The sequence below is a fragment of the Pseudarthrobacter sp. BRE9 genome (genome assembly GCF_031844305.1).
Lineage (GTDB): Bacteria > Actinomycetota > Actinomycetes > Actinomycetales > Micrococcaceae > Arthrobacter.
This window is the reverse complement of the sequence record NZ_JAUZUY010000012.1, coordinates 78,159-99,005: the sequence shown is the minus strand read 5'-3', so window position 1 is coordinate 99,005 and position 20,847 is coordinate 78,159. Positions and strand designations below refer to the sequence as shown.

At 66.8% G+C, this 20,847-nt stretch carries 18 protein-coding genes and 3 tRNA genes; 11 read left to right on the top strand and 10 right to left on the bottom strand.

Annotated elements, in window-relative coordinates; translation table 11 throughout:
- The first annotated feature begins 96 nt into the window (after positions 1-96).
- The 3 genes from Q9R31_RS18730 (at position 97) to Q9R31_RS18720 (ending at position 3,497) form a co-directional block, all read left to right on the top strand.
- Positions 97-169: transfer RNA gene (locus Q9R31_RS18730), tRNA-Thr, on the top strand.
- Positions 170-348: 179 nt separating this feature from the next.
- A complete protein-coding gene (locus tag Q9R31_RS18725) occupies positions 349-2,325 on the top strand; it encodes an amino acid transporter (RefSeq protein WP_311264217.1) in 1,977 nt (658 codons plus the stop codon).
- 230 nt (positions 2,326-2,555) lie between these two features.
- Positions 2,556-3,497 (top strand): polysaccharide deacetylase family protein, encoded by a 942-nt coding sequence (locus tag Q9R31_RS18720; protein WP_311264216.1) that lies wholly within the window; start codon positions 2,556-2,558, stop codon positions 3,495-3,497.
- Positions 3,498-3,669: 172 nt separating this feature from the next.
- Here the strand turns inward: Q9R31_RS18720 and Q9R31_RS18715 are convergent, their stop codons facing one another.
- Positions 3,670-4,911, bottom strand: coding sequence for an NAD(P)/FAD-dependent oxidoreductase (locus tag Q9R31_RS18715; RefSeq protein ID WP_311264215.1), 1,242 nt, complete (start codon positions 4,909-4,911; stop codon positions 3,670-3,672).
- Positions 4,912-5,041: 130 nt separating this feature from the next.
- Here Q9R31_RS18715 and Q9R31_RS18710 point away from each other — a divergent pair, with 130 nt between their 5' ends.
- The 3 genes from Q9R31_RS18710 (at position 5,042) to Q9R31_RS18700 (ending at position 7,529) form a co-directional block, all read left to right on the top strand.
- Positions 5,042-6,076: a hypothetical protein gene (locus tag Q9R31_RS18710; RefSeq protein WP_311264214.1), complete on the top strand. Its 1,035-nt coding sequence runs from the start codon at positions 5,042-5,044 to the stop codon at positions 6,074-6,076.
- 397 nt (positions 6,077-6,473) lie between these two features.
- Positions 6,474-7,244, top strand: a complete 771-nt coding sequence (locus Q9R31_RS18705; RefSeq protein ID WP_311264213.1) for a hypothetical protein — start codon at positions 6,474-6,476, stop codon at positions 7,242-7,244.
- Between the two features lie 99 nt (positions 7,245-7,343).
- Positions 7,344-7,529: a hypothetical protein gene (locus Q9R31_RS18700; RefSeq protein WP_311264212.1), complete on the top strand. Its 186-nt coding sequence runs from the start codon at positions 7,344-7,346 to the stop codon at positions 7,527-7,529.
- A gap of 155 nt (positions 7,530-7,684) precedes the next feature.
- Here Q9R31_RS18700 and Q9R31_RS18695 read toward each other — a convergent pair whose 3' ends face one another.
- The 8 genes from Q9R31_RS18695 to Q9R31_RS18660 all read right to left on the bottom strand — a co-directional run bounded on the left by Q9R31_RS18695 (position 7,685) and on the right by Q9R31_RS18660 (position 14,643).
- Complete coding sequence (locus Q9R31_RS18695; protein WP_311264211.1) at positions 7,685-8,530, bottom strand: aldo/keto reductase; 846 nt, start codon at positions 8,528-8,530, stop codon at positions 7,685-7,687.
- Between the two features lie 117 nt (positions 8,531-8,647).
- The gene (locus Q9R31_RS18690) at positions 8,648-9,091 is read right to left on the bottom strand and encodes a hypothetical protein (RefSeq protein WP_311264210.1); all 444 of its coding nucleotides are present in this window, start codon (positions 9,089-9,091) and stop codon (positions 8,648-8,650) included.
- Positions 9,092-9,098: 7 nt separating this feature from the next.
- The gene (locus Q9R31_RS18685; RefSeq protein ID WP_311264209.1) at positions 9,099-9,725 is read right to left on the bottom strand and encodes a bacterial proteasome activator family protein; all 627 of its coding nucleotides are present in this window, start codon (positions 9,723-9,725) and stop codon (positions 9,099-9,101) included.
- A 78-nt stretch (positions 9,726-9,803) separates the two neighbouring features.
- Positions 9,804-10,007: a YbdD/YjiX family protein gene (locus tag Q9R31_RS18680; protein ID WP_311264208.1), complete on the bottom strand. Its 204-nt coding sequence runs from the start codon at positions 10,005-10,007 to the stop codon at positions 9,804-9,806.
- Positions 10,007-12,304 (bottom strand): carbon starvation CstA family protein, encoded by a 2,298-nt coding sequence (locus Q9R31_RS18675; protein ID WP_311264207.1) that lies wholly within the window; start codon positions 12,302-12,304, stop codon positions 10,007-10,009. Before Q9R31_RS18675 ends, Q9R31_RS18680 begins: the two co-directional genes overlap by 1 nt.
- A 221-nt stretch (positions 12,305-12,525) precedes the next feature.
- Positions 12,526-12,810, bottom strand: a complete 285-nt coding sequence (locus Q9R31_RS18670; protein WP_311264206.1) for a DUF1540 domain-containing protein — start codon at positions 12,808-12,810, stop codon at positions 12,526-12,528.
- Between the two features lie 125 nt (positions 12,811-12,935).
- Positions 12,936-13,541, bottom strand: a complete 606-nt coding sequence (locus tag Q9R31_RS18665; protein WP_311264205.1) for a PadR family transcriptional regulator — start codon at positions 13,539-13,541, stop codon at positions 12,936-12,938.
- Between the two features lie 118 nt (positions 13,542-13,659).
- A complete protein-coding gene (locus tag Q9R31_RS18660) occupies positions 13,660-14,643 on the bottom strand; it encodes an NAD(P)H-quinone oxidoreductase (protein ID WP_311264204.1) in 984 nt (327 codons plus the stop codon).
- Positions 14,644-14,751: 108 nt separating this feature from the next.
- Between Q9R31_RS18660 and Q9R31_RS18655 the strand changes: the two genes are divergently transcribed.
- Positions 14,752-14,839, top strand: a tRNA-Ser gene (locus Q9R31_RS18655).
- 186 nt (positions 14,840-15,025) lie between these two features.
- Positions 15,026-15,805 carry a VOC family protein gene (locus Q9R31_RS18650; RefSeq protein ID WP_311264203.1) on the top strand — a complete coding sequence of 260 codons (780 nt, stop codon included), beginning with the start codon at positions 15,026-15,028 and terminating at the stop codon, positions 15,803-15,805.
- A gap of 17 nt (positions 15,806-15,822) precedes the next feature.
- On the opposite strand, the gene Q9R31_RS18645 is transcribed toward Q9R31_RS18650, so the two are convergent.
- A complete protein-coding gene (locus Q9R31_RS18645) occupies positions 15,823-17,754 on the bottom strand; it encodes an FAD/NAD(P)-binding protein (RefSeq protein ID WP_311264202.1) in 1,932 nt (643 codons plus the stop codon).
- Between the two features lie 84 nt (positions 17,755-17,838).
- Between Q9R31_RS18645 and Q9R31_RS18640 the strand changes: the two genes are divergently transcribed.
- The 3 genes from Q9R31_RS18640 to Q9R31_RS18630 all read left to right on the top strand — a co-directional run bounded on the left by Q9R31_RS18640 (position 17,839) and on the right by Q9R31_RS18630 (position 20,809).
- Positions 17,839-20,082, top strand: coding sequence for a prolyl oligopeptidase family serine peptidase (locus tag Q9R31_RS18640; protein ID WP_311264201.1), 2,244 nt, complete (start codon positions 17,839-17,841; stop codon positions 20,080-20,082).
- Between the two features lie 5 nt (positions 20,083-20,087).
- Entirely contained in the window at positions 20,088-20,618 is a 531-nt protein-coding gene (locus Q9R31_RS18635) for a GNAT family N-acetyltransferase (protein ID WP_311264200.1), read from the top strand.
- Positions 20,619-20,720: 102 nt separating this feature from the next.
- A tRNA-Ser gene (locus Q9R31_RS18630) sits at positions 20,721-20,809 on the top strand.
- Positions 20,810-20,847 lie beyond the last annotated feature (38 nt).

Genomic DNA, 20,847 nt, shown 5'->3' with positions numbered 1-20,847 from the left:
CGGCCTCTGCCCGGCCATTTTGACCGGGGCGGCGGGACTCTATTACAGTTGACTCTTGCATGAAGGGCCCGGTTCCGCCGGGAGATTTCGTGCGGTGCTTCCTTAGCTCAGTCGGTAGAGCGTTTCACTCGTAATGAAAAGGTCATCAGTTCGATTCTGATAGGAAGCTCGGGATAAACCCCGGACAGCCCCTTCTTTCAGGGGTTTCCGGGGTTTTTCGCTGGTTAAGAGGGCAGCACTGTATGAGAGCAGGGCACACTTATGGCCCGGTCGCTAGGATCGGGCATATGGACTTTGATTCCATATCCTTAGCTCCTCTGGTTCCCGGTCATCAATAGAAAGACCCCAATGACACCCCCTCCTGACCACGCCGTTCCGGCCCAGGTGCACCTGAAGCAATCCTCCACGCCGGACCACAAGCCCCTGGTTCGCTGGCTCCTCGCCAACCAGGTTGCCCCTGCCGGTCCGGAGGCCGAGGAGGACCACAATCCCAACGCCTGGTGGAAAGTGATGTGCCTGACCGGCGTCGACTACTTCTCCACCTTGTCCTACCTGCCCGGCATCGCAGCCCTGGCCGCGGGGGCCTTGTCCCCGCTGGCCACCCTGCTGATCGTGGCCCTGACGCTGCTGGGCATGCTGCCTATGTACCGGCGTGTCGCCCAGGAAAGCCCCCACGGGCAAGGTTCAGTGGCCATGCTGGAGAAGCTGTTGCCGTTCTGGCGCGGAAAATTCTTCGTCCTGCTGCTCCTCGGCTTCGTCGCGACCTCGTGGATCATCACCATCACCCTCTCCGGCGCCGACGCGACAGTGCACCTGCTGGAGAACCCGCTGATCCCGGAAGCCCTCAAAGGCAGCGCCGTCATCATCACCGTGGTTCTGCTGCTGATCCTGGGCGGGGTCTTCCTGCTCGGTTTCAATGAAGCTGTCGGCGTGGCCATCCCCCTGGTAGCCGTCTACCTGCTGCTCAACGCGGCCATCGTGGTGGCCGGATTCGTTCACCTGGCAGCCGATCCGTCACTTGTGTCCGGTTGGACAGACCGCCTCTTTTCAAGCGGCGGCGGCCCGCTCGGGCTGGTCAGCCCCGCCATCATCGCCTTCCCGCTGCTGGTCCTGGGCCTGTCAGGGTTCGAAACCGGGGTGTCCATGATGCCCCTGATCAAGGCCACCGGAACCACGCCCGATGAGGTCATGGCCTCAAGGGTCAAGAACACCCGAAAACTGCTCACGACGGCGGCGCTCATCATGAGTGTTTACCTCATGTCCACCAGCTTCCTGACCACGGTCATGATCCCGGCCAAGGAGTTCCAGGACGGCGGACAGGCAAACGGACGCGCCCTGGCGTTCCTGGCCCACGACCTGTTCGGGCCCGGATTCGGCACGGTCTACGACATTTCCAGCGCGCTGATCCTGTGGTTCGCCGGCGCCTCCGCCATGGCCGGGCTTATCAACATCGTGCCCCGCTACCTGCCCGCCTACGGCATGGCGCCCGAATGGGGCCGCGCCGTCCGTCCCGTGGTCCTGGTCTACACCGTCCTGAGCATCGGCATCACCATCGCGTTCCACGCCGACGTGAACGCCCAGGCGGGCGCGTATGCCACCGGCATCCTGGCCATGATGGTCTCCGGGGCGGTCGCGGTCACGGTCTCGGCCATCCGGCGCCGGAGCAGGGCCGGGGCCGTCGGCTTCAGCATCCTGACCCTGATCCTGCTTTACGCACTGGGCGACAACGTCCTCGAAAAACCGGACGGCATCCTCATCTCGGCGTTCTTCATCGCCGGGATCATCGCGGTCTCACTCATATCGCGGGTCACCCGCACTACCGAACTGCGCGTGGACACCATCGAGTTCGACGAGGCCGCCCGCCGGTTCATCACGGACTCGATCGCCTTCGACGGCGAACTGCATATCATCGCGAACAAGAAGCAGGCCGGTGACAAGGCAGAGTACGCAGAGAAGGAATACGAACAGCGCGGGCTGAACCCTGTGCCCGGCCCGGCTGACGTCATTTTCCTGGAAGTCGAGATCTCAGACCCGTCGGACTTCACGCATACGCTGCGTGTCGAAGGCATTGAAGTGGAGGGGTACCGGGTCCTTCGGGTGAAGTCCCCGGCGGTGCCGAACGCGATCGCCGCGGTCCTGCTGGCCATGCGTGACTCCACCGGCGTCAACCCCCAGTGCTACTTCGAATGGTCCGAGGGGAGCCCGGTCACCCACCTCATGCGCTACTTGTTCCTCGGCCAGGGTGACACCCCGCCGCTGGTGCGCGAAATCCTTCGCGAGATTGAGCCGGAGAAGGCTGCCAGACCCGGCATCCACGTGGGATAAGTGAGCGGCCGGGCCCTTTGTTACGTGGCGCCACCCCGGGTGCATTGCAAGGTCCAGGGAACGGCACGACAGCCACGGTATCCTCCCCACATGACCCGTTTCCAGGCTGCTTTTCCGCGCGCCGTTGCACCTTCAATGCGCTTTGGCCACGAGCAGCCGCACACCCCGGAGTCCCCGGCCCCGCGGGCCCGCACTTTCGTTGGTACCGCCGCCCGGCGGGGATTTTAGGAGTGGAACCAAACGCACCCCGGCATCTGAGCCAGGACGGGAAAGGCCCGGCGCGCAGGACCCTCCTCCTGGCAGCCGTGCTGACGTTGTCGGCCGCCGTGCCCGACCTTCAGCCACGACCACAGCACCCTTCCGTGGCACGGGACGCGTCTGCGGAAGCCGGCAATGGTCCGGCGAACGTCTCCGCGCCTATTTTGCATACCGGACCCGACGGCGATGAGCCGGCACCCAGGACGCCGGCAGGGCCCGTGCCGTCCCGCACGCAGGTCGTCGACACCTACGCGAAGCGCCAGGCACGATACTGGGGCCTGGAGGCACCCGGTGTCCTGACGCGGCTGCCGCCCGGATCGCAGGGCATTGCCCTCACCTTGGACTTCTGCGGCGGTTCCGGCGGCAGCGGCTATGATCAGGCGCTGCTTGATACGCTGCGCCGACGGCACGTCCCGGCTACGCTCTTCCTGAATTCGCGGTGGGTTACAGCCAACCCGGCCACGGCCCGGCAGCTGGCAGCGGATCCGCTCTTTGAAGTTGCGAATCACGGAACGTCCCATAAGCCGCTGTCCACCGGCGGCAACACGGCCTATGGCATCCCGGGTACCAGGAATGCCGGCGAAGTCTATGACGAGATCATGCCCAACGATGGCGTCCTGGCGGGGATCACGGGCAAACGTCCCAGGTACTTTCGCCCCGGAACCGCGTATATGGATGATGTGGCCGTGGACATCCTGGACGCCTTGGGCGTGAAGGCTGCGGGCTTCAGCATCAATGGCGACGGCGGCGCAACCTATCCGGCCGCCCTTGTGGCGAAAGAGGTGGGAAAGGCACGGGCAGGTGACGTGGTCATCTGCCACGGCAACCGCCCCAACAGCGGAACCGCCGAAGGTATCAAGCAGGCCCTGGACAAGCTGCTGGCGGCAGGCATCGCCTTCACCCACCTGCCCTGAGCGTGCCGGCGCGGTCTGCTGGCGGCGTGTGGCAAGGGGACGCATCCAAGTGCGGGACGACTTCGCGGGGGTGGGTGTTACGGACTGACGACGGCGCCGGCCCCGCTTGAACGTCGATGCGCAGGTGTGCAGGTCCAGACGCGAGGCTCCAGCGGAAGTGCCGGGCGGGGACCTAATCCGGCCTGCCCACCACTACCTGCGCGGGGCTGTGGGTGACGTAGCCGTTGGCCCAGGAGAACAGGGCCCTGACTTTCTGCTGGAATCCGGGCAGCAGTGCCAGGTGCACCGCCAGCCAGGAAACGAACGCGAGGGGGCCCTGCAGTTGCAGGCGCCGGCGCCCCAGCTCCGCGACGGCTGCGCCCCGGCCCACCATTGCCATGTATCCCTTGTCCCAGTAGTGGAAGGGCTGCCGTACTCCGCCGGTAAGGTCCGCATGAATGTTGCGGGCCGCCCATTTGCCTGATTGCTGGGCAACCGACCCGAGCTGCGGCAGTTTGTTTCCGGCGGCGTCGGTGATGTTGGCGGAGTCCCCCAGTACGTACACGCCGTCGACGTCAGGGACTGTCAGGTCGGGCTGGACGTCTACCCTGCCGCCCTTGCCCTGTTTCAGGCCGGACCCGGTAATGATCCGGCCGGCCTGCAGGCCGCCGGCCCACACCACGATCCGTCCGGGAATAACGGTGCCGTCCTTGAGGGTCACGCCGTCGGGACGGACTTCACCGACTGCCTGGCCCATGTGCAGCTGCACGCCCAGCTTGGTCAGGCGGTTCCGCGCATACGCCTGCGATTTCTCCGAAAAGGCGGCCAGCACGTTCGGAACCATATCCACCAAGTGGACATGGCACCTGGCGGCCAGTCCCGGGGAGAAGTATTTGGGCACGATGTATTTGACGTTCTCCGCCAGCGCGCCGGCTGTCTCCACACCGGTGGGGCCACCGCCCACCACTATCACATCAGCTTCCGCCGCCGGCCCGCGGTCAGCTTCGTCCAGGACGCCGGTAATGGCAGCGCTGAGCCGCGTTGCATCCGCCACCGAATACAGCGGGTAGGCGTGCTCTTCAGCGCCCGGTGTGTTGAAGAAGTTCGGCACGGCCCCGGTGGCGATGACAAGTATACGGGCCTGGTAACTGGAGCCGTCTGCGGTGGTGACGGTGCGCCCGGCCGCGTCGATGGAGGTCACCTCCGCTGTGAGGACCCGGACATTGTTGATCCTGCGGAATTCCGACCGGAGCGGCCGGGTGACCGCTGAGACGCCAATCTGGGATGCAGCCACCTGGTAGAGGAGCGGCTGGAACTGCTGGTAATTGTTGGCATCGAGCAGCAGCACCCGGATGCCCTTGCGGCCCAACTCCTCAGCCGCCGTCTTTCCGGCGAAGCCGCCGCCAACCACGATGACCTGGTATGAATCGTCCATTCGTGCAACTTACCCCTCCGGGCGGAGGAGTGAAAGGGGCCCATGCCACTGCCGCGGCCGCAGACATCCTGTCGCTGCACCGGAGGGGGAACGGGCTGGCCGGCTGCAGCACGCCACCTAAGATGGCGGCATGGAAGACGAAGCCCTGGCGGACATTTCGGACAGGCTGTACGGCGGGTCGCTGGACGACTTCGTGGCGGCCCGGACCGCGGCAGCCAAGGACGTTGCGCGGCAGGACAAGGAGCTGGCGGCAGCAGTCCGCGCCCTGCCGAAACCATCAGTGGCTGCGTGGGCGCTCAACATGCTTGCCCGGTACCGGCCGGACGTGCTGGCCGGGCTGGGCGGACTTGGGGTGCGGATGCGGGCGGCCCAGGACTCGTTGGACGCGCCTGCCCTCCGCGAACTGGGCCGGGAGCGCCGCACCATGCTCGCTGACGCCGTCGACATTGCCCGGTCTGTTGCCCAGGAGCAGGGCCGCACCATCAGCGACGTCATGGCCGCAGATGTTGAGGAGACCCTTCGGGCACTGACGGCGGATGAGCGTGCTGCGGCTGCCGTTGGCAGTGGGCGGCTGCTGAAGGTCCTGTCCGCCGACGGCATCAACGACGTCGACCTGGACGGGGCGGTGGCCCTCCCCGGGCTGCTCCCGGCCGCGCCGGCCACCCGCCGCGTCGGTGCTCCCCCGGCTGCAACGCAGGGAACAGCACCGAAGGGGGCAGCGGCGAAGGCAGCAGGGCCCAAGGCAGCAGGGCGCAAGGCAACAGCGGCAAAGACTCGGACGACGGCGGAACATGCTTCCCAGCCAAAGCCCGCCAAGCCACGGCTTGAGGCAGTGCGGCAGGCTCCCCGGCCGGCCTCGCCGCCGGCACTTGAAAGAGCCAAGGCCGCACTGGCCGAGGCACGGGCCGCTGAAGAGGACGCCTCCCGGCTGGCAGGTGAACTGCAGGACCAGGAGGAACAGACGCGGGCGGAAATCGCCGAACTGCAACAGGAAACGGCTGAGCTTCGTAATCGGCTCAAGGCCGCCGAGGAAAGCCTGGACCGTTCCCGCAAGCGGCTTGCCGCCACTTCCGCAGAAGCGAAACAGGCGGTGCGGGCGGCCGACAAAGCCAGCCGTACTGCCATGCTGGCGCAGGAACGCGTACTCCGCCTGGCGAGCAGCTGAGGGAGGCCAACTTCCACTCGGGAGATGCTGGCGGCGGCCCTCTCGCCCCGGACGTCGGCGGGACCTACTGTGGAGCTATGGACGCCGCAGCAGCACACGCCTTTGCGATTCCGCCGGCTTCAGTTCACGCCCCACGACGGCTGCCGAGGACGCCGTCACCCTCGCGGTCGGCGTCTGGCTCCTTACCGGAACCTACGTTGACGGCTGGGCCCACAACAACCTCCGCGACCTTGAGACGTTCTTCACGCCATGGCACGCCATCCTTTACTCGGGCTTCGCGGCCTGCGCCGTCTGGATCGCCGCCCTGACCTGGCGCCGGCACGCCCCGGGAACCCGGTGGTGGGAAGCGGTCCCCGCCGGCTACGGGGCCGCGGCGGCCGGCGTCATGCTGTTCCTGGTGTCCGGAATGGGTGACTTCGCCTGGCACTCGGTGTTCGGCATTGAGCAGAACATCAATGCACTGTTCAGCCCCTCCCATCTGGGACTCGCCACCGGCGCCTTCCTCATCCTGGGCGCCCCCTTCTCGGCAGCATGGCACTCAGCTGACCGGGCATGGCCACAGCTGGTTCCGGCGTTTGTGAGCGCCATGCTCGCCGGCATGGTCGCGGCGTTCATCCTGCAGGAGTTTGCGGTCTTCGCCCGCCATGGCCTGATCCAGACATACTCCAGCGCCGCCGGAACCCAGCCGGCAGTGATCGTTCCCACGTCGTCGAGCATCATGGTCTCCTTGGCATCATTCCTTGTCTCGACGGTCGTGCTCTTTGTTCCGGTCTTGTTGCTGTCACTGCGGTGGCGGCTGCCCGCCGCGGTGCCTGCGGCCATGGCCCTGGTCCCATCCGCGGCCCTGCAGGTCATGGTGGCCCTGCGGGATGCCTGGTTCATTCCGGCGGCCCTCGCCGGCGCCGTCCTGGTGGGACTGGTGTGGGCTGTGGTGCGTCCTGCGCCGGAGCGTCCCGCGCGGCTCGTGACCGCGGCAGGCCTGGCACCCGTCGTCTTTTGGGCCCCCTACTTCGCGGCTGTGGCACTTCATGACGGGGCGCTCAGCTTCCCGCCCGAGATATGGAGCGGAACCCTCACGTGGAGCGGACTGGCAACACTGTCGCTGGCCGCGCTCACGCTGAAGGTGCGCGCGATGGCAGGAACCATCGCAGATTCACGTGCGAGCTAACTCTCCCGGCGCGCCGCCGGGACCCGCCGCGGTGGCAAGTCACAACAACACGCGGCACTGGTTCCAAAAAATGTCAGACCCCGGTTGCACACTGGATTCATGGAAAACCAAGCTGTACAGGAATTTCACGTAACGTACTTCGACGCCGACTGCGGCCGCACCCGCTCCGAGGTCTTTGAAACGCTCGAAGAGGCCGAGCGCTTCGCCTGCCGGCACTGCCAGGGCGAAGACAGCTGGGCGGTGGTGGATGCCGTCACCGTGGAGCACGTCCGGATCGCTGCCTGACCGGTGCCGGAATAACGCTGGGGCAAGCCAGCCGCGTTATGCACCAGCGATGTTAAAGGCGTCAGCCCGCGCTGCCTGGCGGTTGCGGGCAGCGCGGGCTGACGTTGGTTTGGCGGACATTCCCCGGCCGGTTGGGCCGGTGCCGCCGTCGCGGGTTACGCGAAGTCGGAGACCGCGGGATCGGGTCCGATGCGGCCTTCACCGCCGGCGGTCCGGTCCAGGTTGTTGATGGCGTCCACGTCCTCAGCGTCCAGGGTTACCTCAAGGGCGGCAAAGTTCTCCTTGATGCGGGACTCGGTCACGGACTTGGGGATGACCACGTTGCCGATGGCGAGGTGCCAGGCGATGACCACCTGGGCAGGGGTGGCCTGGTGCTTGGCAGCGATGGAAGCAACCACGGGGTCCTGCAGCAGTTCCCCGCCCTGGCCCAGCGGGGACCATGCCTGGGTCAGGATGCCCTTTTCGGCTCCAAATTCCCGCAGTTCGCGCTGGCTGAAATAGGGGTGCAGCTCGATCTGGTGGATGGCCGGCACCACTCCGGTTTCATCGATCAGGCGCTGAAGGCCCTCAGCAGTGAAGTTGGAGACACCGATGGACTTCACCCGGCCGCGCTTCTGGAGTTCGATCAGCGCCTTCCAGGTGTCGACGTACTTGTCCTGCTTGGGCTGCATCCAGTGGATCAGGTAGAGATCCAGTGTTTCGAGGCCAAGCCGGTCCATGGATTCTTCGAAGGCGGCGAGGGTGGACTCGTACCCCTGGTCCGCGTTCCACAGCTTGGTGGTGATGAAGATCTGTTCCGGTGAGAGGCCGGAGCTGGCGATGGCACGGCCCACGCCTGCCTCATTGCCGTAGATCTTCGCCGTGTCGATGTGGCGGAAGCCGGCTTCGAACGCCTGGCGCACGACCTTTTCAGCCACGTCGTCCTCAACCTGCCACACACCGTAGCCGAGCTGGGGGATCGTGTTTCCGTCGTTGAAAGTCAAAGTAGGTGAAGAAGTCATTCCTTCATCCTGCCAAAGGTCCCCGGCCCCAGGACCCCGTTTGGCCCAATGTCAGCCACCCGCTTAACCGCAATATTCTCCTGCCGAACCGGGAATAATTTCGCGGCACTGGCCCAGCTAGTCCCCGCGCAGCTGCCTCTCGGCGTCGTCCACCTGCTGGAACACCGCGTCGGCCCGGCGCCGGACCGATGCCGCACCCACCGGCACCGGACCCACGGCGAGCCGAAGCATTGCCGCCGCTTCCGCCGTGGTGGCCAGCGAGTTGCCGGCCTTTGACAGGGATCTGTGCACGTCGGCAAGGCCTGCCGGTATGTCCAGGCCCTCGCTGGGCGCACGCCGCTGGGCCTCCATGCACACCGCCCGGACGCGCTGCAGGAGGGCAGCGAGTTCGTTCGCGATATCCACCAGTTCGCCGTACAGCTGGTCGTCCTCCACGCCCTCCAGCACCTGGTGGAAGCGGTCAAGTCCCCGCTGGAAGCGGTCGTGCGCGCGGCGCCACAACCCCTTGCCCAATTCCGCGTCATCTTTGCGCCCCTGCCGGGCAGCGCTGAAAAAGCCCAAGCGGAACCTACAGGTATTGCCCGGGACCGTGGTCCGGGTCGTCACGCTGGTTGGGCCGTGCCGGCGGCCCCGGCCGCGCCCCGGCTGGGGCGCGCTGCGGCTCGCCGTTTTCGCCAATGATGACGCCGGGGGCAATCATGGTGCCCGGCGGCAATTGGCGCAGCTGCAGCTGTGCGGCGGCATGTTCGCGGGCGGCGTTCTGCGCCGCGATGGCGGTCTGGATCCCATGGAACAGGCCTTCAAGCCAGCCCACCAGCTGGGCCTGGGCGATCCGGAGCTCGGCGTCAGACGGGGTGGCGTCACCGGAAAACGGCAGGTTGATCCTGTCCAGTTCTGCCACGAGCTCCGGCGCAAGCCCGTCCTCAAGCTCCTTGATGGAGCGGGCGTGAATGGCAGCCAGCCTGCCCCTCGCGGCATCGTCCAACGGTGCGGACTTCACCTCTTCGAGGAGCTGGCGGATCATGGTCCCGATCCGCATCACCTTGGCGGGCTCGTCCACCAGGTCCTGCAGGCTGCTGCCCCTGGACTTGCCGTCCGCGGCGGACGCAGCCTGCACGGGGTCCTGGGTGTCGTCAACGGGAGTGCCTTCTACCGGGAGGTCCTCAGGTGCCTGAGTGTCATTGGGATCGCTCATGCGTTCATACTCTCACGGCCCATCCGCCCGGGGTCCACCCATGAAGCCCTGTGGCGTGCTTGTCCGCTGCCGGCTCAATCAGCAGCACCTGCCCTGCGGGTTGGTGTCCTGGCGGTCCGTGCGGTCCCGCCAGAACTCGCGTTCGCTAAGGGGTGGCTCCTGGTGTCCGGCCGCCCGGTGGTGTTCCAGGTATTTGGCATAAGCATCTGCGCCCATGACCCCGCCCAGGTAGCGGGCGAATCCGCGGAACCCATCGGCAACCAGGGCGATGCCGGCGCTCATCAGTGCCCGGCCCGTTCAAAACGGGCGTCCGCGGGCACCCTGTCCCACTCGGCTGCCAGTTCGCGTTCGGCCGTTGTAGGGACCAGCCCGGCGGGGGCGAAGACCCGTGACGGAACTGCCGGGTCCTCATTGTCCGTAGTGGCTCTCCCAGCCGCCCTGTCACGGAACGCCTTGACGGTGGCGAGCACCGCCGTCGCAATCACGATGATGGTGAGCACCACGAAGATCACGGACAGCCAGCCCTGGATGGCGGTGTTGCGGACAACGGCCTCCATCGCGGCCACGGTCTTGGCGGTGCCGAACTCCTTCTTGCCGTCGGCCAACGCCTTGCTGAAGGCAGCATTGTTGGCGAAGTAGCCCACGGCCGGAGTGGAGGAGAAGATTTTCTGGTAGCTGGCGGTGATGGTAACCACGGCGGCGAAGGCCAGCGGCAGGGCAACAATCCACAGGTACTTGAAGGTGCCGCGCTTGGCGACAATGGCCAGGCACACAGCCAGCGCAATGGCGGCCAGCAGCTGGTTGGCGATGCCGAACAGCGGGAACAGGGTGTTGATGCCGCCCAGCGGATCGGTGACGCCCATCAGCAGCACGGCACCCCAGGCAGCCACCATGATGGCGGTGCAGAGCCAGGCTCCCGGCCGCCAGGATGCTTCCTTGAACTTGGGGACGAAGTTGCCGATCGAGTCCTGCAGCATGAACCGGGCAACGCGCGTACCGGCGTCGACGGCGGTCAGGATGAAGAGCGCCTCGAACATGATGGCGAAGTGGTACCAGAACGCCATCATGGCCGTCCCGCCGATGAACTGCTGCATGATATGCGCCAGCCCGACGGCCAGCGTGGGTGCGCCGCCGGTGCGGGAGACGATGCTCTGCTCCCCAACGTTGGCCGCAGTTTCGCTCAGCAGGCCCGGTGTGATGTTGACGCCGCTCAGGCCCAGGCTGTTGACCCAGGTGGCTGCTGTTTCCACGCTCCCGCCGGTCAGGGCTGCAGGGGCGTTCATGGCGAAGTAGAGCCCGCGGTCGATCGAGATGGCTGCCACCAGCGCCATGATGGCCACGAAGGACTCCATCAGCATGCCGCCGTAGCCGATGTAGCGGGTCTGCCGTTCCTTCTCCACCAGCTTGGGGGTGGTGCCGGAGGAAATCAGGGCGTGGAATCCGGACAGCGCCCCACAGGCGATGGTGACGAACAGGAAGGGGAACAGGGCCCCGGACAACACCGGCCCGTTCTCGCGGCCCGCGAATTCGCTGAAGGCAGGGACGCTGACTTCGGGCCGGACCACGATGATGGCCAGCGCGAGCATCACGATGACGCCGATCTTCATGAAGGTGGAGAGGTAGTCGCGCGGGGCCAGCAGCAGCCACACGGGCAGGACCGCTGCGATGAAGCCATAGATGAGGAGGCCCCAGGCGATGGTGACCTTGTCCAGGTGGAACATGGTGGCGCCCCATTCCGTCTGCGCCACCAGGCCGCCGCCGATGATGGCCGCCATCAGGAGGACGAAGCCGATGACCGAGACCTCCATGACCTTGCCGGGGCGCAGGAAGCGGAGGTAGACGCCCATGAACAGTGCGATGGGGATGGTCATGCCTACGGAGAACACGCCCCACGGGCTTTCACCCAGCGCGTTGACGACGACGAGCGCCAGGATGGCCACGATGATGACCATGATCAGCAGGGTAGCGATGAGGGCGGCTGTGCCGCCGATGACGCCGAGTTCCTCGCGGGCCATCTGGCCGAGCGACCGGCCGCCGCGGCGCATGGAGAAGAACATGACCAGGTAGTCCTGGACGGCGCCGGCAAGGACGACGCCGAGAATGATCCAGATGGTGCCGGGCAGGTAGCCCATCTGGGCCGCGATGATCGGGCCCACCAGCGGACCGGCGCCGGCGATGGCGGCGAAGTGGTGCCCGAACAGGACGTTGCGGTCCGTGCGGACGTAGTCCTTGCCGTCTGCCTTGTATTCGGCAGGGGTGGCGCGGCGGTCATCGGGCTTGGTGATGAAGCGCTCGATCACCTTCGAGTAGAAGCGGTACCCGATGAGGTAGGTGCACACGGAGGCAAAGACGAACCAGATGGCATTGACGGTTTCCCCCCTGACGATCGCCAGCATGAACCAGGCCACCCCACCCAGGAGGGCGATTGCCGCCCAGAGTGCGATCTTGCCCGGCGTCCACCTCCGGTCTTCGGCGTCGAGGCGAGCCTCGTCCACGGCGGGCGGGGGAACATCCGGGTCCGTCGCCAGCCCGCCCTCCGCCCGGGATCCGTTCTTTCGCTGGTCAGGCACTCCGGCCATGTCTCCTCCTTGAGAGATTTCCCACTTTTGCTACTGGGCACCCTACCAACGCCGGTCCTGCCGGGAACGTCCGACGGCGGCGCGGCGCCGGGCTGTGCGGCGAGTGGCGGTGACCCGGCGACGAATGAGCAGGATCAGGTTGACGACGGCCGGCGGCGGCACAGCGAAGGCTCCGGTCCGGTGTTCCGGACGGGAGCCTTCGCCAGGGATGGGGTGGAATGTCAGGCGTGCGCGTAGGTGAGGCAGTCCGCGTTGTCGGCGCCCGGCCCGACGTGTACCTCCGGGGCGTTGCACATCAGGTGCTCGTTGTGGACGCACTCGGCGCGCTGGCATGCGCCGACGTCGGCGAGGACCTTGGGCAGGCCGCCGTGGATGCCGGTCTCGATGAACGTGGCGCAGGATGCGTGGTCCTGGGTTCCGCCAACAGTGATGGCGTGCGCGGTGCAGCCTTCATGGTCGTTGAACGAACAACGGGTGACACTGCAGTCGGCAACATGTGTTGTCATGACGTTCCTCCGTAAGTTCTGCCGCCCGGCGGGCGGCTCCCGGAACCCACCGTAGGCCTGATCGCGGCAATCAAAAAGACCCAATTCTGTGCCCTAATGCCGGACCTGCGGCGGCTCCCGCACGCTCAGCGGCGGCTGTCCGCGTTGAGCGGGGCGTCATCCGCGGCCCCATTGGACATTTTCCGGGCTGCGCCCGTGGCAGCAGCCTGCGCCTGCTGCACCATCCTGGCCTCGCAGAGGTCCAGCCAGCGGACTTCCGCTTCGGTCTGGAAGATCAGCGAATCGAGCACCAACAGCCAGGCGGTGTCCACTGCCCGCTGGTTTGCCGCCGTGTCCCGGCGCGCCTTGGTGTAGTCCTGCAGCGACCGGATGGAGGCCACCCGCTGGGCCTGGATGATGGCCTGGACGTCGACCCCGGGGAGGGTGACGGCGAGTGCCAGCTTGATGGCCAGCTCGTTGCGCGGCGGGTTGCTCCGCTCCACGGGGGCGGAAAACCAATTCCGCACCTCGGCCCCGCCCGCGGGGGTGATGCTGTAGACCACGTGCCCTTCACCGTCGTCGCCTTCCCTGGCCACCAGGGCGTCGCGTTCCAGCCGGTCAAGCGTGGTGTATACCTGCCCGATGTTCAGGGGCCAAGTGGCTCCGGTGCGTTTCTCGAACTCGACCCGCAGCTGGTAGCCGTAACGCGGCTGGTCCTGCAGCAGGGCGAGGAGGCTGTGGCGAATGGACATGCTGCTCCCCCGGGCTGGTCACTACCGGTCTGCAGGCCCCAAGCATTGTGCATACCGCGTATCGGGAGCCTACCGCCGAAAGAACCCGGAATCAATACCGGGTATGCAGCGCCAGGTGCTACATGACGAGGAGAACTTTGCCCACGTGGTCTCCGCTGTCGAAGTAGCGGTGGGCTGCAGCCACTTGGTCCAGCGGAAAGGTCTTGGCAACCAGCGGGCGGATCCTGCCATCTGTCACCAGTGGCCATACGGCGTCCCGGACCGCGGTCATGATGGCACCCTTTTCCGCCACCGGCCTGGGCCGCAGGGCGGTGGCGACCACGGCTGCCCGCTTCTTCAGCAGAAGGCCCAGGTCCAGTTCACCCTTGGTGCCGCCCTGCAGGCCGATCACCACCAGGCGTCCGTAGTCGGCCAGGGCGTCCACGTTCTGCTGGAGGTATTTGGCACCCACCACGTCCAGGATGACGTCGGCTCCCTTGCCGTCGTTTTGGCGCCGCAGGCTCTCCGGGAAGTCCTCCTCTGCATAATTGATGGCGATATCCGCTCCAAGGAAGGCCTTGGCGGTGCCCACCTTCTCGTCCGTGCCGGCGGTGGTGGCCACCTTGGCTCCAAAGGCCTTGGCGAGCTGGATGGCCATGGTGCCGATGCCGCCGGTGGCGCCGTGGATGAGGACGGTCTCGCCCGGCTGCAGCTGCGCCGTCATGATCAGGTTCGAGTAGACCGTTGCAGCCACCTCCGGCAGCGACGCCGCAGTGACCAAGTCCACACCTTCAGGCACCCGCAGAACCTGCTCGGCCGGAACCGCCACCTGTTGGGCGTAGCCGCCGCCCGCCAGCAGGGCCACCACCTTATCCCCCAGGGAGAAGGGCTTGCCGACGCCGGGGCCAAAGCCTGCGATCCGGCCCGACACTTCCAGTCCGGGGATCTCGGAGGCTCCGGGCGGCGGCGGGTAGAAGCCCCGGCGCTGCTGGACATCGGCACGGTTCAGGCCAGCGGCCACCACATCAATGAGCACTTCACCCTGGCCGGGTACCGGGGCATCCGCGTCCCGGACTTCCAGCACTTCCGGGCCGCCCGGTTCCGATATGTAGACGGCTTTCATGGACCTCTCCCGTTCCTGACTCAAATCCTGGCTGCAACCAGTGTGCACCGGTCGCCATCCCCGGCCTGTTTTGTTGCAGGCAAGTGCCTATGAAACACTACTAGCTGAGGAAGGTTGTCCGAGCGGCCGAAGGAGCTGGTCTTGAAAACCAGTGTGCGGTAACCCCGTACCAAGAGTTCGAATCTCTTACCTTCCGCTCTTGGGACCCCTGTTCGCCAACATCATGGCCGGGCAGGGGTCCTTCGTTTTTCCGGAAGCCTGGGACGGGTGGACCATTGCCAGCGTCAGACCCTGCACATAGCCTCTTGGTGTTCCTCTTCGGAATTTATGATCGCTGCAGGCCTGCCACCGCCCAAAGCACCTACGTCACCAGGAGATCCTTATGCCCAGCCCCGACATCAAACCCGGCTCCCCCTGCTGGATTGACCTGATCACCTCGGACGCCGCCAAGGCCCGCGGGTTTTATGGCGAACTCTTCGGCTGGCAGTTCCAGTCCGGCGACCAGGAACTCTACGGCGGCTACATCACGGCGTCACGGAACGGCAGGATGGTGGCCGGCATCATGCAGAAACAGGAGGACCAGGCCGGATTCCCGGACATGTGGTCCACATACCTCTGCACTGACGACGCCGCAGCCACAGCAGCTTCAGTGGCCGCTAACGGCGGGCAGGTCCACATGGAGCCGATGGACGTCCCCGGGCAGGGAATCATGGCGATGTTCGGCGACCCCAGCGGCGCGTCCGTTGGTGCGTGGCAGCGCCGCGAGATGCGCGGTTATGAAATCGCAGGAGAACCCGGAACACCTGCTTGGCACGAACTGCACACCAAGGACTACCAGGGCGCCGTGACGTTCTATGAAAAAGCCTTCGGCTGGCAGACAAGCGTAATGAGTGATGCTCCGGAATTCCGGTACACCACCCTGGGCTCGGGCGAAACCGCACAGGCCGGAATCATGGATGCTTCCAGCTACCTGCCCGGCGAGGTCCCTTCCCACTGGCAGGTGTACTTCGCTGTTGAGGACACGGATGCGACAGTGGAGCGGGCCCTGGCTATGGGCGGAACCCTCCTTGACGGACCGGCGGACAGCGACTTCGGCCGGGTAGCCCAGCTGGCCGATCCCACAGGCGGCATGTTCAAGGTGATCTCCAGCCCGTCAGCCTGACATACATCCACCGGCGTTTAAACCCTGCGCAGGATGGCGGCCGCGATCTCGTCGGCATCCCGGAGGGTGCGCTGGCCGCTGCGGTAGGCGGGGCTGCCCGGCTGGAGGGCTTCGGCAGCGATGGCGGTGCCCCACTGGGTGGAGGACAACTGGAGTCCCAGCACATACAGGTTTTCCGTTACAGACCCGTTGGCGGCAAGCGGGCGGTACGGGTGGGGCTCCACGTCCAGGCCCGTGGACTCGACGGGAGCACCTTCGGCGGTCATCATGAGCCGGGGCCGCACCAGCCCGTCGGACAGCAACTGCTCCAGGACCGGCGAATCGTTGGCCGACACCCGGTTGCCCGGAGCAAGGGCCTCCACCATGGTCCGTGCCCTGACCGGCGGACCCGCCACCCACGGCGAGGAAGCGGTGAACATCGCCAACTTCCGGTCCACACCGAATTTGGGGTCCGGCCCGACAAAGCTGACCACCCCGGCCCTGGCCAGTGCGGCAAGCTGTTCCGCGCGCAGCGCCGGCGGTCCGCTGGCAAGGCCCTCGACGAAGGACTCAAACCAGCCACGCAGCCCGGCGACCCACGACTCATCGGTGATGCCGCCGTCGGCTACTGCCGTTTTGAGGACGGCCCGCCCGTGGTGCAGGGCGCCGATGGCCATCTTGACCGGATCGTCCTCGCCGAGGGCCGAACGGCGGGCATCGTCCAGCAGGAACTCCACCACTGCGGCGTCGTGCTCGCCGCGGGAGGCGAACGAGCGCCCCGCAAGCGGGGCCGCCAGGCCACGCAGGTCCAGGCGGTGCCGCGGACCGACGTGGACGGCCAGGACGCTCTCGACGTTGCCTTCCCAGTTGGCGGCGCTGTGCGCGTGCGGCTGCAGGGCTTCCTCCAGCGCTGCGAGGAAGGCCTTCGCATCGGGGACCGCGCCGGGCTGCGAGCGCACGAGTGTTGAGTAGTAGGCCCAGAGGGCATCGCGGTGCAGCAGGGGCCACAGGTCGTGGTCGAACGAGGGCCGGATTCCGGCCTTCGCCAGCCGCTCCAGCGCGGCCTCGGTGAGGTAGCGGAGCGTGATGGACGTGGCGTAGTAGCCGTTGAGGGCTGCTTTGGCGCGGTAGGGGGTCCCGCGCCGGGATGCGGCAATGATCCGCGGTTCCTGGCCTGACGGTTCATACTCGAGGCGGCTGCCGGTGGACACGAACTTTCCGCCGCGGCCTTCGGTGAGCTGCACCATCGTGTCGAAGAAGTTCAGGCCCATCCCGCGGACCAGGACCGGCTCGCCCGCGGGGATCCGGGACCAGTCCACGTCCGCAGGCGCGGCAGGGGGAAAGTACTGCAAACCCAGCTGGGCAGCTGAGGCCTGCAGCTCACGCTGTTCCGGGTTCAGGCGGGACGGAATGTGCCCCAGGGCCAGCACCACTGCGTTGGCCTGGAGCGTCGCTCCGGTGGCCAGGCCGACGTCGAACCTGCCGTCCCCCGCGGTACGGACCGCCACGGCCGACGTTTCGTGGAATTCGACCGTGACGCCGTCGGGAGCGTTGCCCAGCAGTTCCTCCAGCGTGCACTGAAGGTAGCGGCCGTAGAGTGCGCGGCTGGGAAAGTCATCCGACCCCAGCACCGCCAGTTCCGCCCGTTCCTCGCCGGTGAGGGCCGGCAACGGGTCCAGCTGCTGCTGAACCCGCCACTGGTCGAAGGTGGTGCCGGCAACCGGCGCGGGCAGCGACGGATCCTGCGGAATCAGTGTGGGGTAGAACGACTGGGTGTTCATGAGGAACAACCGCGACTGCCCGGGCTGCCACACGTGGCCGGCGCCCGCCGGGTAGGGGTCAACCACGTCGATGTGAAGCGGCACGGAGCTTTTCGACGCGGCAGCGTGTGCGAGCAGCCGCTCCAGCACACTGGTGCCACGGGGGCCGCCGCCGATGATGACGGCCCGGTTGCTCTGCGATAATTCCACGGCATCCAGCGTACGGGCTGGAAGCGGAGTATGCCGCGGCCGCTTGACTTGCCAGCCTTGGGGGATGTTGTTTGGATGGGGCGCATGACCACCACAGCAGCTGATCAAGCCTCCGTTCCCGGTCCCGGCCAGGACACCTCCGGCACCGCATCCCAGGGAACGGCGCCGGTGCCCGTCGACGAGAATGTGTGGCTGGAGGACATCTACGGCGAGGAACAGCTGGCCTGGGTCAAGGAGCAGAATTCCCGGACCGAGGACCTGCTGGAGGACGCCGGCTACGCCGAACTGGAGACCAGCATCCTGGAGGTCCTGGACTCCACGGACCGGATCGCCATGGTGGGCAAGCGCGGCGACTGGTATTACAACTTCTGGAAGGACAGCCAGAATCCCAAGGGCCTCTGGCGGCGCACCACCTGGGAGAGCTACCTCACTGATTCTCCCGAATGGGACGTCCTGCTGGACGTTGACGAACTGTCCCGCACCGAAGGCCAGGAGTGGGTGTTCCACGGCGCCACATTCCTGCGCCCCGCGGCCGGCCAGCCCTACCGGTTGGCGCTGCTTGCCCTCTCCCCGGACGGCGGCGACGCGAACCGCTACCGTGAGTTCGACGTCGACGCGCGCGGCTTCGTGGATCCTGCCCGGGGCGGCTTCGACCTGCCGACGGCGAAGGGCAACGTGTCGTGGCTGGACGCCGATACGCTGCTGGTTTCCTCCACCGCAGAGGGCCTGCCCAAGACCGCGTCCTCCTATGCCCGCACGGCAGTGACCCTCAAGCGCGGTGCTTCCCTGGCCTCCGCCCCGCGCCTTTTCGAGGTGCCTGAAGACCACATGATGGCGGTTGCGGCGCACGATTCCACGCCCGGATTCGAGCGCACCTTCGCTGTGGACTACATCGACTTCTTCAACCGGACCAACTTTGTGCTGCGGGACGGGGACTGGGTGCAGATCGATGTGCCCACCGACGTCAACGTCAGCGCACACCGGGAATGGCTGCTCTTCCGCCCGCAGCAGGACTGGGTCCTGGGCGGCACCACGTACCCGTCAGGATCACTGCTCGCCGCCAACTTCGAGGACTACCTCGCCGGCACCCGGCAGCTCACCGTGCTGTTCACCCCCGATGCCCACACGTCGCTGCAGTCCTGGAGCTGGACCCGAAATTTCCTGCTGCTCAACCTGCTCAGGGACGTTTCCTCGGAGATCCGGGTGCTGGATCCGTCCCGCCCCACCGTCAGCGCGGACGGCAGCTGGACGGCCACCCTGCTCGACGCCTGCCCGCCGCTGCATGACGTGAATGCCTACGCCGTGGACGACGAAGACGAGGGACCGGCCGACGGCGGCGCCGGCGACGACTTTTGGCTTATCGCCACTGGATTCACCACCCCCACCACCCTGATGCGCGGCACCCTGGAATCCGCCGCTGACGGGACCAGTGGAGTAGTGAGCCGGCATGCCGCGGTGAAGAGGTCGCCGTCGTTCTTTGCCGACGGCGAGTATGAAGTGGAGCAGCACTTCGCCGTGTCCGACGACGGCACCCGGGTCCCGTACTTCCAGATCGCCCCGCGCGGGCTGGCTTTGGACGGGCAGAACCCCACCCAGTTGTCCGGCTACGGCGGGTTTGAGGTCTCGCGGACGCCGGCCTACAGCGGCACGGTCGGCCGGGCATGGCTGGAGCGGCGGACCACCCTGTCTGAGGGAAACGGCGGGAAGGCACTCCACTCCCGCGGCGGCGTGTATGTGGTGGCGAACATCCGCGGCGGCGGGGAGTACGGGCCGGCATGGCACCGGGCGGCGCTGAAGGAAAACCGGCACCGCGCCTACGAGGACTTTGCGGCCGTGGCCCGGGACCTCATCTCGCGCGGCGTCACATCACCCCGGCGGCTGGGCTGCGTGGGCGGCTCCAACGGCGGCCTCCTGGTGGGAAACATGCTCACCCGGTACCCCGAGCTTTTCAGGGCCGTCTCCTGCGGGGTGCCCCTGCTGGACATGCGCCGCTACACCAAGCTCTCCGCCGGGCATTCCTGGATTGCCGAGTACGGGGACCCGGACGTCCCCGAGCAGTGGGAGTACATCAGGACCTTCTCGCCGTACCACCTGCTCAAGGACGCGGTGGAGTACCCGGAGACCTTCATCTGGACGGCGACCTCCGATGACCGGGTGGGCCCCGTGCAGGCGCGGAAGATGGCCGCGCGGATGCTGGCCATGGGCATCCCCAACGTGTGGTTCCACGAGGCCCTGGAGGGCGGCCATGCCGGCGCCTCGGACAACCGGCAGGCAGCCGCGCTGCAGGCCCGCAGCCAGCATTTCCTGTGGAAGGCGCTGGCAGGCTGACCGCCGTGGAATCCGGGCTGGCCGTCCGGCGCGCCGTCGCCGGGGACATCGAACGCCTGGCCCAGGTGCACGTCCGCTGCTGGCAGGAAACATACCGGGGCATGCTGTCCGATGCTTTCCTCGCTGCAGTGGATCCGGCAGACCGGCTGCGGCTCTGGCGGCACCTGCTGGACCGGCCGGAACCTGCCGCGGCGTGGGTGGCGTGCGACGGCGGGACGGTGGTTGGGTTCGCGGGTGCGCGCCTCTTGCCTGCTCCCGGTTCCCCCGAAGGGCACCCGCCGCCGGCGTCCGGAGACCTGGAGCTGTGGGGGTTGTACCTTCTCGTGTCGCACCAGGGCCTTGGGCTGGGCCGCGGCCTGATCACGGCAGCCCTTGGCAACAGGCCGGCGAGCCTGTGGGTGGCCGCCGGGAATGGCCGGGCCATTGATTTTTACCGCCGCTTTGGCTTTGAACCGGACGGCGCCCGGGATGTGCTGGCGGACTGGGAGGATCTGCCTGAAATCCGCATGGTCCGCCAGGCGCAGCGCCTCCCGTAGGGTGCCCGGGCCCGCGGCGGCATGCCCGGGGGCTTGGCGGGGACCGCGTTTTGCACTGCATGGCCGGATCTGCGTATCCTTGGTGGGCTAGGAATAGCAATTGGAGACGTGCCAGAGCGGCCGAATGGACTTCACTGCTAATGAAGGGTCGGGGTTAAACTCGACCGGGGGTTCAAATCCCCCCGTCTCCGCCCGTGGATGCCCGGTAACTCAACGAAGTTGCCGGGCA

What these genes read in the sequence shown, in the direction of transcription:
- Q9R31_RS18650 (WP_311264203.1), top strand. Translation starts at nt 15,026, where the DNA reads ATGCCCAGCCCCGACATCAAACCCGGCTCCCCCTGCTGGATTGACCTG.
- Q9R31_RS18675 (WP_311264207.1), bottom strand. Translation starts at nt 12,304, where the DNA reads ATGGCCGGAGTGCCTGACCAGCGAAAGAACGGATCCCGGGCGGAGGGC.
- Q9R31_RS18700 (WP_311264212.1), top strand. Translation starts at nt 7,344, where the DNA reads ATGGAAAACCAAGCTGTACAGGAATTTCACGTAACGTACTTCGACGCC.
- Q9R31_RS18670 (WP_311264206.1), bottom strand. Translation starts at nt 12,810, where the DNA reads ATGACAACACATGTTGCCGACTGCAGTGTCACCCGTTGTTCGTTCAAC.
- Q9R31_RS18680 (WP_311264208.1), bottom strand. Translation starts at nt 10,007, where the DNA reads ATGAGCGCCGGCATCGCCCTGGTTGCCGATGGGTTCCGCGGATTCGCC.
- Q9R31_RS18695 (WP_311264211.1), bottom strand. Translation starts at nt 8,530, where the DNA reads ATGACTTCTTCACCTACTTTGACTTTCAACGACGGAAACACGATCCCC.
- Q9R31_RS18665 (WP_311264205.1), bottom strand. Translation starts at nt 13,541, where the DNA reads ATGTCCATTCGCCACAGCCTCCTCGCCCTGCTGCAGGACCAGCCGCGT.
- Q9R31_RS18710 (WP_311264214.1), top strand. Translation starts at nt 5,042, where the DNA reads ATGGAAGACGAAGCCCTGGCGGACATTTCGGACAGGCTGTACGGCGGG.
- Q9R31_RS18715 (WP_311264215.1), bottom strand. Translation starts at nt 4,911, where the DNA reads ATGGACGATTCATACCAGGTCATCGTGGTTGGCGGCGGCTTCGCCGGA.
- Q9R31_RS18725 (WP_311264217.1), top strand. Translation starts at nt 349, where the DNA reads ATGACACCCCCTCCTGACCACGCCGTTCCGGCCCAGGTGCACCTGAAG.
- Q9R31_RS18660 (WP_311264204.1), bottom strand. Translation starts at nt 14,643, where the DNA reads ATGAAAGCCGTCTACATATCGGAACCGGGCGGCCCGGAAGTGCTGGAA.
- Q9R31_RS18685 (WP_311264209.1), bottom strand. Translation starts at nt 9,725, where the DNA reads ATGAGCGATCCCAATGACACTCAGGCACCTGAGGACCTCCCGGTAGAA.
- Q9R31_RS18640 (WP_311264201.1), top strand. Translation starts at nt 17,839, where the DNA reads ATGACCACCACAGCAGCTGATCAAGCCTCCGTTCCCGGTCCCGGCCAG.